Here is a 12,187-nt window from a genome sequence, read left to right as displayed (position 1 = left end):
TTGATTCTGTGAGAAACAGCAGTTTCTCCTCATCGACGAAAAAAGATTCCCCAGGGCTGTGTGATCAGAAAAGCATTGGCAGAGCTGGGGTTGAATGGTTTTCCACGGTTTCCACAGCGTCTACTACGGCTGTTTTGGTTGTTTGTTTTTAAAGACTTCAACAGCCAGTAAGCACCAAGCACGGCATGTTCGTTTGGACCATTGCGCTTCGTGCGTCCCTGTGAAACCGTGGGTGACCTCAGGCCTTGCAGCGGACAACGTCGCCATGAAACTGGTTTGTTCCCAAACGGAACTCAACGCTGCCCTGCAACTGGTCAGCAGAGCGGTTGCAGCACGACCAACCCATCCGGTGCTTGCCAACGTGCTGCTGACCGCGGATGCGGGAACGGATCGTTTGAGCCTCACTGGTTTTGACCTCAATCTGGGTATTCAGACGTCTCTGGCCGCGACTGTTGAAACCAGTGGTGCGGTGACCCTGCCGGCGCGACTTTTCGGCGAAATCGTGTCCCGTCTTTCCAGTGATTCACCCATCACCCTTGTCACCGATGAAGTCGGAGAACAGGTGGAACTGACCAGTTTGAGTGGCAGCTATCAGATGCGCGGCATGCCTGCTGATGATTTTCCGGAGCTGCCTCTGGTCGAGAACGGCACAGCGCTCAAACTGGATCCAGCAGCCCTTGTCAAGGCACTGCGCAGCACGCTGTTTGCCAGCAGTTCCGACGAAGCCAAGCAGCTGCTCACCGGGGTGCATCTGCGTTTTGATCGGACCAGTCTTGAGGCGGCTTCCACCGATGGGCATCGTCTGGCCGTGCTCAGCGTTGATGATGCACTTCAGGATCCTCTTGCCCTTTCCGACCAGGAAGCTTCCGAAGATCCTGGCCTCGCTGTCACCCTGCCGGCTCGTTCTCTGCGGGAGGTTGAACGTCTGATGGCGGGATGGAAAGGAACAGACGCTGTCAGTCTCTTTTGCGAAAGCGGTCAAGTGGTGGTTCTGGCCGCTGATCAGATGGTGACCAGTCGCACGCTCGAGGGCACCTATCCCAATTACCGCCAGCTGATTCCTGACTCCTTCAACCGCACGCTGGATCTTGATCGTCGGGCCTTCGTGGCTTCACTCGAACGCATTGCTGTCTTGGCTGATCAGCACAACAACGTTGTTCGCATCGGCAGTGATCCTGAAAAGGGTCTGGTTCAGATCAGTGCCGATGCTCAGGATGTAGGCAGTGGTTCAGAGTCTCTATCGGCTCAAATCGAGGGTGACCCCGTTCAGATCGCATTCAATGTGCGTTATGTGCTGGATGGTCTGAAAGCAATGGATTCGGAACGCGTTCGCCTTCAGTGCAATGCCCCAACAACGCCAGCCATCCTTTCACCGTCCGATGATGCTTCAGGACTCACCTATCTGGTGATGCCTGTTCAGATTCGCTCCTGACCTTGACGCTGCCTGATCCACTGCTGCTCAGTGATCTGCTGAGACACCGTGTGCGCTGTGATCAGGGACTTGATCACGGCATTGGGGTGATGGCCTGGATGCATCCTCCGGTGCATCGCCTGTTGGGTTGGGTCAGCCGTCCTTCCGCCCTGCGCAACTCCCGCACGGTCTGGAGACTTGATCAGTGTCGTGGCCTTGATGATCAGCAGGTGTTTGTGAAGGGTGCACCTTCAGAAATTGATCAGCTCACCCTTGAGCGACTTCCAACCCTGCTTGATGCCGACTTGCTTGATGCCGATGGAGCGCGCCTTGGCCAGGTTGCTGACCTGGCTTTTGTGCCCTCCACCGGTGAGATTCTGCATTACCTGGTGTCTCGCAGCGATCCACGTCTGCCAGGAAGCAGCCGCTGGCGGCTGACGCCTGATCGCATCGTTGATCAGCAGCCAGGCCTGGTCTCGACGGGTCTCCGTGATCTGGATGATCTTCCCGAAGCACGCGCCAGTGTTCGTCAGGATCTCGTCCGCAGGTCCCGTCACTGGCGTGAGCAGTTGCAGCATTTCGGTGATCGTGCCGGCGAACGGCTCGAGGGTTGGTTGGAGGAACACCCATGGGATGAACACCCCTCTCGGCGTGATCTGGATGAGCCTGATGTTCGCTCCCAAGCCGTGGATTCAGATCCACTGCAGGATTGGGATGACGATGACTGGATCGATCGTGAGCCGGCCATACGAAACCGCCGGCCTGTGGAATCAGATGGTGATCCCTGGATCTGAGCTGGTGAGGTCGGGCCGTCGGCAACACTGGGAGCAGATGACCTGTTGACTGTGGTCCAGTCTTCTTCTGTGGCCGAGACGTTTGATGTCGCCGCCGCCCTCCGCCAGGAAGGGCTCACACAGCAGGATTACGTCGAGATCCAGCGTCGGCTGGGGCGGGACCCCAATCGGGCTGAACTCGGCATGTTCGGAGTGATGTGGTCAGAGCACTGCTGTTATCGCAATTCCAGGCCGCTGCTCAGTGGTTTCCCGACGGAGGGGCCTCGCATCCTGGTGGGGCCTGGTGAGAATGCTGGTGTGGTCGATCTTGGAGAAGGCCATCGGCTTGCCTTCAAGATCGAGAGCCACAACCATCCCTCAGCCGTGGAGCCCTTTCAAGGAGCAGCGACAGGTGTTGGTGGAATTCTGCGGGACATCTTCACCATGGGTGCCCGTCCGATCGCTCTGCTGAATGCCTTGCGTTTCGGTCCCCTGGATGAGCCCGCCAACGTTGGACTGATGCAGGGCGTGGTAGCTGGCATTGCCCACTACGGCAATTGCGTGGGTGTCCCGACCGTGGGTGGTGAAGTGGCTTTTGATCCCTCCTACAGCGGCAATCCTCTGGTCAATGCGATGGCTCTCGGTCTGATGGAGACCGACGACATTGTCAAATCAGGAGCCTCAGGGGTTGGTAATCCCGTGGTTTACGTGGGCAGCACCACCGGTCGTGATGGCATGGGTGGAGCCAGTTTTGCCAGCGCTGAGCTGAGTTCCGCCTCTCTGGATGATCGTCCAGCTGTGCAGGTGGGAGATCCCTTTCTGGAAAAGGGGTTGATTGAAGCCTGTTTGGAGGCTTTTCAGAGCGGTGACGTGGTCGCCGCTCAGGACATGGGTGCTGCCGGCCTCACCTGTAGCTGTTCGGAGATGGCAGCCAAAGGAGATCTGGGAATCGAGCTTGATCTCGACAAGGTGCCTGCCCGTGAGCAGGGCATGACTGCTTATGAATATCTGTTGTCTGAATCGCAGGAGCGCATGCTTTTCGTGGTGCGTGCTGGTCGCGAAGAGCCTCTGATGGAGCGTTTCCGGCGCTGGGGTCTGCAGGCGGCTGTGGTGGGTCGCGTCCTGGCTGACCCTGTGGTTCGGGTGCTTCAGGCAGGCGTTGTGGCTGCTGAAGTTCCTTCGAGGGCTTTGGCGGAAGACACGCCGATCAATCACCATGATTTGCTCAGTGAGCCCCCTGCTGAGATTCAGGAGCTGTGGAGCTGGTCGGAAGCGGATCTTCCCCTCCCAAGCCAAGGCCATGACTGGAGTCAGAGTCTTCTGCGTTTGTTGGATGATCCCACGATTGCGAGCAAACGTTGGGTGCATCGTCAGTACGACCAGCAGGTTCTGGCGAACACCGTGGTGTCTTCCGGATCTGCAGACGCAGCTGTGGTCAGATTGCGCCCGCAGCAGGGTGAAGGATCACTGGATGCCTCAGCCAAGGGAGTGGCTGCAACGGTGGATTGTCCCAACCGCTGGGTTGCACTGGATCCTGAACGGGGTGCTCAGGCCGCTGTCGCCGAAGCAGCACGCAACCTGAGCTGTGTTGGCGCTGAACCTCTTGCCGTCACAGACAATCTCAATTTTCCTTCTCCTGAAACCCCAGGGGGCTACTGGCAGCTTGCCAAGGCATGCCGCGGTATCTCGGATGCCTGCAGAGCTCTCAACACTCCCGTGACCGGTGGCAATGTCTCGCTGTACAACGAGATCAAACAAGATGACGGCAGCCTTCAGCCGATCCACCCCACACCCGTGATCGGCATGGTGGGTGGTGTCGACGACATCGCGACCGTGATTGGTCTGGGATGGCGACAGGCTCAGGATCCCATCTATTTGATTGGTGTCGGCGCTGACGATGCCGAGTCTCTTTGCCTGGGCCTGGCAGGTAGTGCCTATCAACAACTGATGACAGGGACTCTGGCTGGTCGCCCACCTCTGACGGATCTTGCGATGGAGGCCAAGGTTGGCCGCCTCGTGCGTGAGGCCATCACTCGCGGTCTGCTGGGCTCAGCCCATGACTGCAGCGATGGCGGACTCGGCGTGGCTTTGGCGGAATCTTCCATTGCTTCGGGTCTCGGAATCGAGATCGACCTCAGGGTTCAGGGTGTGCGTTTGGATCGCGTTCTCTTTGCGGAAGGCGGGAGTCGGATCGTGGTGTCGGTGAAGGTCGATTGCGTTGGGCAATGGGAAGCGCTGTTAGCTGAGACGGACGATCTGCCAATCACTCGGATTGGTGTTGTGACTGAACATCCTGGCCTGCGGGTTTGTGTTGATCAGGACCCTTGCCTGAATCTGGACATTGAGCAATGTCGTTCTGCCTACAACAGCGCACTACCTCGACGAATGGATGGCATCGCGGAGGTTGCTGAATGATCATCCGCCGCTTTGCTAATGTTGAAATGGTTTTGTTTGTTGTCTTGTTTATCTTTTCCGGCGAGCGGATTAGTGATTTACTAGTGAATTCAAGGGGCATGTTGAATTCATTTCATGACTTGGTTGGCGGGGCGTAGTTATGTGTGGAATTATCGGAGTCTTTTCTGCTGATTCTGTTAATCAGCAGATCTATGACAACCTTCTGCTGCTTCAGCATCGTGGACAGGATTCTGCGGGAATCGTCACGATGGATAACTATACATTTCACGTCCATAAACAACGTGGCAGGGTTCGCGAAGCATTCCGAACGCGTGACATGCGCAAACTTCTTGGCAATGTCGGCATTGGACATGTTCGCTATGCCACCAGTGGGGCTGCTGCAGCTGAAGATGAAGTTCAGCCTTTTTATGTCAACGCTCCTTATGGAATCACCTTTGTCCATAATGGCAATCTGACCAACACCAGTCAGCTCGAACAAGATCTTTTCAAGATTGATCGACGACATACCAACTCGTCCAGCGACACGGAGATGTTGGTGAATGTTCTTGCCACTGAGATCCAATCCCATCTAACTGGTCCTGATCTTTCTCCAGATCAGCTGTTTGATGCCGTGTCATCTCTGCATCGCAGGGTGAAGGGCTCATACGCAGCCATTGCTCTGATTTCAGGCCGCGGCCTTCTTGCTTTTCGTGATCCTTTTGGAATCAGACCTTTGATTCTTGGTCGCAGGTCTGCAAAAAACGGACGGGATGAATGGATTGTTGCGAGTGAGTCACTCGTGATCGAAAACAGTGGTTATGAAATTGTTCGTGATGTTGAACCTGGAGAAGCGATCTTTATTGATTTTGATTTTAATCTCCATCAACGTCAGTGTGCTCGGTCTTCTCAGCTTGTTCCCTGTGCTTTTGAATACGTTTATCTGGCAAGGCCAGATTCTGTTATGAACGGAATTTCTGTTTACGAAACTCGTTTGCGTATGGGTGATCTGCTTGCAAAAACAATATCTGATGCATTACCAGCTGGTGACATTGATGTTGTAATGCCAATACCAGATTCAGCAAGGCCTTCTGCGATGCAGGTTGCTAAACAGCTTGGTATTGAATATCGAGAAGGATTTTACAAGAACCGCTATGTGGGTCGTACCTTCATCATGCCAGGACAGGCAGAAAGGAAAAAATCAGTGCGTCAAAAACTGAATGCGTTAGGTACTGAATTCGCGGGAAAAAATGTTCTAATCGTGGACGATTCAATTGTTCGTGGCACGACCTCGAGGGAAATTGTGCAGATGGCACGAGATGCTGGAGCGAATCAGGTCACGTTCACATCGGCTGCACCCCCTGTTCGCTTTCCCAATGTGTATGGAATCAACATGCCCACAAGAGGTGAACTCTTGGCTCATGGTCGTACGATCGATCAAATTGCAGATGTGCTTGCTGCGGACAATGTTGTTTATCAGAGCGTTGATAATCTCAAGAAAAGTATTGTTCAAGGGACTAATATCGAGGATCTTGAGATGTCCTGTTTTGACGGTTACTATGTGACTGGAGATATTGATGAGAACTACTTTGAGTGGTTGGAAGGAAACTGCAGTTCCTGAAATAGAAATTTAATTTCAGCTTTGATTTTAAGCCCTGAAAGCATTCAACTAAGAAGAGGAACAAGCTGGACCAGTGTCTCGTCTCCTTTGAAGGTTAGCTGCGTGGGTTGATTGCAATCCGTGCTGATAGTTGTGTTCTGGATCCGGGCATGCCGTCCTTTGTTGGTGACCACACCGACCAGATCCGCGCTTTCACAGACTGAGACAAGGCGAACATTTTCCTTGCCGTCGCCACTGACCTTCACAGCGATCTCTCCAAGATCCCCGCGTTTGCATCGGCGCACGTCACTGAGGGAGAGGCGAATTAGATCTCCGTTGTTGGTTCCGATCAGCACTTCTCCGCTGTTGGTTGATTCGGAGTTGCTGCTCGCGGCCGGTTGGCTAACGGCTCCCACAAGGTTTTCTCCAGGGAGCATGCGCATGGTCATTGGACCCTGGGCCAACTTGCCCATCAAGGGCAGGCATTGCTCTTCAACCGGCAGGCAGAGAATTCGACCGATGTCACTCAGCACAGCCACCGTTCCGCCTTGCTCGCAGATCGCTGCTGAAAGCAGAGATACGCCTTCCTTCAGTTTCAGGATGGTGGCGGCGCGACCTGAGAGCTCCTGAATCTCATCCAAGGGAAGTCTCTTGAAACGGCCATCCGTGGTCAGCAGACCTAGAGACATGCGGCTGTTGGTGTCTTTGTCATCGACTTGGGGAAGCCGAAGCAGGTTGATCACTGTTTCGCCTTCCAGGGCGGTGGGCAAGAAACGCTCCAGTCCACCAGGTTGCTGACCTGCAAACTCCCAGCGCACAAGGGCAATGCGACCACTGGCGGTGAGTGCAAGCAGTCTCGGTGCAGGGTTGATCGGCAGGATCAGTCGTGCCGGAGAAGGTTCATCGCCCAAACCAACCGGTTCGTTCAGATGCAAGCGGCCAAGCAGCTGGGGGCTCACGACCTTCACCTGACCGTCGGTCTGGATCAGGATTCGCGATTCAGGTGGCAGGGCGTCAAGGGCTTGACGGCGTTGCAGTTCGGCATTGGGGCGCTGGTTTGCAGCTCGTTCCGCCAGCAGGTGATCGCCTCCCTCCACGAGACGTGTTCGGCGTGGAGTGGCAAAACGTTTTTTCAGTTGGCGGAGCTCCTGAACCAGGGCATCCAGCAGCTGCTCACGATTGTCCAGTAAGAGCCTCAGTCTCTGCCGTTCAGCTCGCAGTTCCTCAGCTTCCTGGCGCAGGCTCTCCTGCTCCAGGCCCGTCAGCCGCCGCAATGGCATGGCCAGAACTGCGTCAGCCTGACGCTCGCTCAGATCCAGCTGCACCATCAGGCTCGCTCGTGCTGTGGATGCATCGCGCGCCTCCTGAATCATGGCGATGACCTTCTGCAAGGAAGCCAGCGCTGTGATCAGGCCCTCCACGACCTCGAGCCGGTCTTCTGTTTTGCGCAGGGCATGGGTGGTCCGACGAATCAGCGTCAGTTCCCGATATTCCAGGAAGGTCTGCAGCATTCGCCGCAGTGACAGCTGCCGTGGTTGACCGTCCACCAATGCCAGCAGGATCGCTCCGAAATTGCTTTGCAGGGACGTGCGGCGTTGCAGGTCTTTCAGAACGGTGTCCGTCTCGGCGTCTCGCCTCAGTTCCACCACAATCCGCATTCCTTCGCGGTCGCTTTCATCGCGAATGTCGGCAATGCCACCGATCTTTCCGTCGTTGACCTGTTCAGCAAGCTTTTCGATCCAGCCAGCCTTGCTGAGTTGATAGGGCAGCTCAGTGACAATGACCGCGTTGCGCTTGTGTTTGCCTTTTCCTGGCTGCACCTCCTCCACATGGGCGACGCCGCGCATCGGAATGCTGCCTCGACCACGGAGATAGGTGTCGCGGATTCCACTGCCCAGCAGCACCTCTCCGCCTGTGGGGAAATCAGGACCTGGTATCAGAGCCAGCAATTTTTCATCGCTTAGGTCCGGTTTTCGCACCAGCGCCACCAGGCCATCCACCACTTCACCCAGGTTGTGAGGAGGAATGCTCGTGGCCATCCCCACCGCAATGCCGGCACAGCCGTTCAGGAGCAGAAACGGCAGCTGTGCCGGCAGGACAGTCGGTTCCTGTTGGGATCCATCGAAGTTGGCAGCGAAATCGACCGTGTCGTCGCCGATCTCATCGAGTAGTGCCTCGTGGGCGATTGGTGCCAGTCGCGTTTCGGTGTAACGCATGGCTGCAGGAGGGTCATCGTCCACGGAACCGAAGTTGCCGTGGCCGTCCAGCAGCGGGTGGCGGCTTGAAAAGGTCTGGACCTGTCTGACAAGGGCGTCGTAAACCGCCTGATCACCATGGGGGTGATATTTGCCGAGAACGTCGCCGACGACGCGGGCGCACTTGCGGTAAGGGCGATCCGGTGTGAGGCCAAGCTCGTGCATCGCGTAAAGGATGCGGCGTTGCACCGGTTTGAGACCGTCACGGACATCCGGCAATGCCCTGCCCACGATCACGCTCATCGCGTACTCGAGATAGGAGCGCTGCATCTCGTGATGCAGGGCGATCGGTTGAACGCGCTCCTCGGCCATCCGCTCCGGAATCAAGAAGGCAGAAGGCGCTTAGCCTACAGATCTTCCTTCAGAATCACTCAGCCGATTTGGGATCGGCGTTGGCTTCAGCGCGTTCGACGGCTGCTCTGAGGCTGGGTGTCGTCAGCAGAACATCAGTCGCCTGGCGAAGTTTGGGGCCCCAGAGTTGATTCTCTTGATGCCCTGGAAGCACGTAGTTGGGGTCTTCAGAGAGCGCCTTGCGTGCCAGTTCAATCGACTCAGCATCGCCGGGAGTCTGTTGATTCAGTGCAGCGGCCAGAGCCAGCATCGGCTCTGGGTTGCGTTTGATCGACAGCACAGAACGCCAGCGTTTGATGGCTTCGGGTGTGTTGCCCATTTCGAACAGCACAAGAGCCTGGTTGTTCAGGGCTTCCCAGAAGCTGGGCTTGATTGATGTGGCCTGTTCGAAAGACTTCAGAGCTTTTCTCAGGTCCGACTGCATGACGTGGGCATTACCGAGATCAAAGTAGGCACCGGCATTTTTGGGGTCCAGTCGCAGACCTTCATCGAGAAGTGAGATGGCGTCTTCCGGACGCTCGTCGCGCAGCGCAATCGAAGCTTCTGCGAACCACAGTCCTGCTTTTCCAGGTTTCAGTGCTTTGGCCTTGGCCAGCGATCCAGCGGCCGCTTTGAGCTGGTCACTGCGCAGCTGCGCTTCAGCCAGAACCGACCACAGTCGTTCGTCATTGGGCTGGAGCCTGACGGCCAGCGCAGCGAGACTTGCTGCTTCCTCCGGTTGCCCCAGGCGCAGCAATTGGGCAGCCGTACGACCGATGCCGACGCCGGCACCTTCCAGTTCCTGGGAGCTGGGTGTGTACACATAGGGAGTCAGAGCCCTGACCGGTGCAGCACTCAGAGCTCCAACGGTTCCTGTCAGCATCGTGATCATCAGAGCTTGATGCCAGCTCCGTCCCCAACGAGCTTGAACTCCCATCACTGATCCAAGAATCAGCTCACACTAGGGGGATTGTCTGGTCTAGCTGCAGCTGCATTGCGTCTCCACATCCAGGGTTTGATCCGGCGCAGAGCCGATCCCCGCAGCCGCTCATCCCAGTCTTCATCCGTCCAGCTCTGGATCTGCTCGGCTTTGAGGTCCAGTAACCAGGGTCTCGGCTGCACATCGGGATCATCGCTGGATGGAATCACGCCCTGGTTAAACGGGCACACGTCCTGGCAGATGTCACATCCTGCGACCCAGGGACCCATGGCTTCCACCATGGCTGCGGGCAGGTCCGGATTGCGGTTTTCCAGAGTGTGAAAAGCGATGCAGCGACGTGCATCCACAACAAAGGGTTCCGTGATCGCACTGGTGGGACAGGCTTCGATGCAGGCGCGACATTGCCCGCATCGTGCTTTGGCTGGTTGATCGGCCTGGAGTTGTTCCGTCGTGATCAGATGACCGATCACCATCCATGAGCCCCTTCTGGCATGGATCACGTTGCTGTGTTTGCCGATCCAGCCAAGCCCTGCCTCTTCCGCCCAGGCTTTATCAAGCAATGGTTCAGCATCCACGCAGACGCGCCAGAGACAATCAGGTCGGATTGTTTCCAGCCAGCGGCCGACCCGTCGAAGTCGTTGATTCACCACCCTGTGGTAATCCCTTCCCCATGCGTAGCGGGCGACCGCCAGACGCTCTGGTTGGCGCTCGGCAGCAACGTGATAGTTCAAGCCCACCGCCAGGATGCTCTGGGCGCCTTCCAGCAGGCTTGCTGCTGAAAGCCGCCGCGGTGCCGCCATCCAGTTCATATCCGCCTGGTGGCCCGCTTCCAGCCAGCGCTGCAATGCGGCGGTCCGCATTTGCAACCGTTGGCTGCCTGGCAGTGAGGCGATGCCAACGGGGTCGAATCCCTCTTCCCGGGCCCGCTGCTTGAGGGCCAGGCTCAGCTCTGCAACGTTGGCTGGAACATTCAAAAACCTGACCTTAAAGTGGGCAACCTTTTGGCATCGTGCCGTGTCAGCTCCCTCCCAAGACTCCTCTTTGCGTGCCGCGCCCTTGTTGCGCTGGTTGGGAATCACGTTGGTGCTTCTGCTCGCATTACAGATCGGAGTTGTTCTGAGTGCGGCGGATTGGAGCGATGGTGTTTTTCAACAGCTACTGATTGAACGCCTTGTGAGCCAGGCTCCGATGGGTTTCGTCGGTTTGCTGTTGATGCTGATTGGGTCCCGTCTGGATCACCCGCAGCAGCTCCGCACACCGATTCGCTGGGTCGTCTGCATCATTTCCGCAGTTCTCGCCGTGGTGATGATCGCAGTGGTTCCGCTTGGAATCACAGGGAATCAGTCTTTGATGGGAGAGGCCGATCAGACCCTTGAGCAAAGGCGCAGTCAGCTGGAAATGGCCCGTCAGCAGTCGGCGAATCCAGACAATGTGAAGGTTCTCGGTGAGCAATTGGCCCAGGCAGGTCAGCTTCCAGCTGATGCCACCGAGGAGGACAAGATTCAGGCTGCCCAGACGTTCATTGATAAACAGCTCTCACAGATGACTGAGCAGATTCAGCAGGCTGAACGCCAGCGTGATCTCACGATCAATCAGCGTTTCTTCGGCGGCACCATCAGTGCTGCAGTGCTTGCAGTGGCACTGGTCTTGCTTGCTCTCGGCGCTGTCCTCTGACCGCTGGTTAGGTTGGTGGGACTCGTTGGCTCTCGGCCCCCGGCGTTCCTTGGTTCAGTCCACTCCAAGACCTGACCTGCCGCTCAGCGCCAGGCTTCAGAATGATCTCAAGAACGACCTGATTGCGGGTCTTCTGGTGGTCATTCCGCTTGCCACCACCATCTGGCTTTCCACGATTGTCAGCAAATTCGTGCTGGCTTTCGTCACATCGATTCCAAAACAGTTCAATCCATTCATCAATCTCAATCCTCTGCTGCAGGATTTGATCAATCTGGCGCTCGGGCTGACCGTTCCCTTGATGGGAATTCTGTTGATCGGGCTGATGGCGCGAAACATCGTTGGTCGATGGCTGCTCGAATTCGGAGAGGGAACTCTGCAGCGCATCCCTCTCGCCGGTTCCGTTTACAAGACCCTCAAGCAACTGCTGGAAACGTTTCTCCGCGATAATTCACGGCGCTTTCGTCGCGTCGTGCTGGTGGAGTACCCGCGAGAAGGTCTTTACAGCGTCGGTTTTGTCACAGGCCAGGTTGGACCTTCCCTTCAGTCAGATCTTGGTCAGAACCTGCTGAGTGTGTTCATCCCGACGGCACCCAACCCCACCACAGGTTGGTACACCCTTGTGCCCGAAGCGTCCGTCAGAGAACTCGATATTTCCGTTGAGGATGCTTTCAGAACGATCATCTCCGCTGGCATTGTGAATCCGGATGAACGCGAAGCACCGGTGAATCGCAGTTTTTCCAGTCTGATCGCCCAGCTCAGAGCATCTGTGGCACCCTCATCATCCTGAGTCGTTCGTTCGATACTTTTCGCTGC

Annotated in this window: 9 protein-coding genes; 6 read left to right on the top strand and 3 right to left on the bottom strand. The window is 56.5% G+C overall.

The features are described from left to right. Window positions 1-265: 265 nt before the first annotated feature. The 4 genes from dnaN (at window position 266) to purF (ending at window position 6,196) form a co-directional block, all read left to right on the top strand. Window positions 266-1,432, top strand: coding sequence for a DNA polymerase III subunit beta (dnaN, locus tag SIB58_RS14620; RefSeq protein WP_066908917.1), 1,167 nt, complete (start codon window positions 266-268; stop codon window positions 1,430-1,432). A 2-nt stretch (window positions 1,433-1,434) separates the two neighbouring features. Beyond that, window positions 1,435-2,205 carry an RNA methyltransferase gene (locus SIB58_RS14615; RefSeq protein WP_066908659.1) on the top strand — a complete coding sequence of 257 codons (771 nt, stop codon included), beginning with the start codon at window positions 1,435-1,437 and terminating at the stop codon, window positions 2,203-2,205. Between the two features lie 51 nt (window positions 2,206-2,256). After that, window positions 2,257-4,599, top strand: a complete 2,343-nt coding sequence (gene purL / locus SIB58_RS14610) for a phosphoribosylformylglycinamidine synthase subunit PurL (protein ID WP_067327471.1) — start codon at window positions 2,257-2,259, stop codon at window positions 4,597-4,599. Between the two features lie 139 nt (window positions 4,600-4,738). Further along, a complete protein-coding gene (gene purF / locus SIB58_RS14605; RefSeq protein WP_067327436.1) occupies window positions 4,739-6,196 on the top strand; it encodes an amidophosphoribosyltransferase in 1,458 nt (485 codons plus the stop codon). Window positions 6,197-6,240: 44 nt separating this feature from the next. On the opposite strand, the gene SIB58_RS14600 is transcribed toward purF, so the two are convergent. The 3 genes from SIB58_RS14600 to queG are packed head-to-tail and all read right to left on the bottom strand — an operon-like array spanning window position 6,241 to window position 10,674. Continuing rightward, complete coding sequence (locus tag SIB58_RS14600) at window positions 6,241-8,742, bottom strand: DNA topoisomerase (ATP-hydrolyzing) subunit A (RefSeq protein WP_067327434.1); 2,502 nt, start codon at window positions 8,740-8,742, stop codon at window positions 6,241-6,243. Window positions 8,743-8,797: 55 nt separating this feature from the next. After that, the gene (locus SIB58_RS14595; RefSeq protein ID WP_369813435.1) at window positions 8,798-9,652 is read right to left on the bottom strand and encodes a tetratricopeptide repeat protein; all 855 of its coding nucleotides are present in this window, start codon (window positions 9,650-9,652) and stop codon (window positions 8,798-8,800) included. 59 nt (window positions 9,653-9,711) lie between these two features. Continuing rightward, a complete protein-coding gene (gene queG / locus SIB58_RS14590) occupies window positions 9,712-10,674 on the bottom strand; it encodes a tRNA epoxyqueuosine(34) reductase QueG (RefSeq protein WP_066908647.1) in 963 nt (320 codons plus the stop codon). 40 nt (window positions 10,675-10,714) lie between these two features. Between queG and SIB58_RS14585 the strand changes: the two genes are divergently transcribed. Together SIB58_RS14585 and SIB58_RS14580 are read left to right on the top strand one after the other, a co-directional pair. Next, window positions 10,715-11,374: an HpsJ family protein gene (locus SIB58_RS14585; RefSeq protein WP_066908911.1), complete on the top strand. Its 660-nt coding sequence runs from the start codon at window positions 10,715-10,717 to the stop codon at window positions 11,372-11,374. 49 nt (window positions 11,375-11,423) lie between these two features. Beyond that, window positions 11,424-12,161 (top strand): DUF502 domain-containing protein, encoded by a 738-nt coding sequence (locus SIB58_RS14580; protein ID WP_066908908.1) that lies wholly within the window; start codon window positions 11,424-11,426, stop codon window positions 12,159-12,161. The last annotated feature ends 26 nt before the right edge of the window (window positions 12,162-12,187 follow it).

It is taken from the genome of Synechococcus sp. MIT S9504 (assembly GCF_047497135.1).
Lineage (GTDB): Bacteria > Cyanobacteriota > Cyanobacteriia > PCC-6307 > Cyanobiaceae > Synechococcus_C.
This window is presented reverse-complemented; position numbering and strand designations above follow the sequence as displayed.

Bases quoted from the DNA above. Each gene is read 5' to 3' on its own strand.
- dnaN (WP_066908917.1), top strand. From the start codon at position 266: ATGAAACTGGTTTGTTCCCAAACGGAACTCAACGCTGCCCTGCAACTG.
- purF (WP_067327436.1), top strand. From the start codon at position 4,739: ATGTGTGGAATTATCGGAGTCTTTTCTGCTGATTCTGTTAATCAGCAG.
- SIB58_RS14600 (WP_067327434.1), bottom strand. From the start codon at position 8,742: ATGGCCGAGGAGCGCGTTCAACCGATCGCCCTGCATCACGAGATGCAG.
- SIB58_RS14595 (WP_369813435.1), bottom strand. From the start codon at position 9,652: ATGATCACGATGCTGACAGGAACCGTTGGAGCTCTGAGTGCTGCACCG.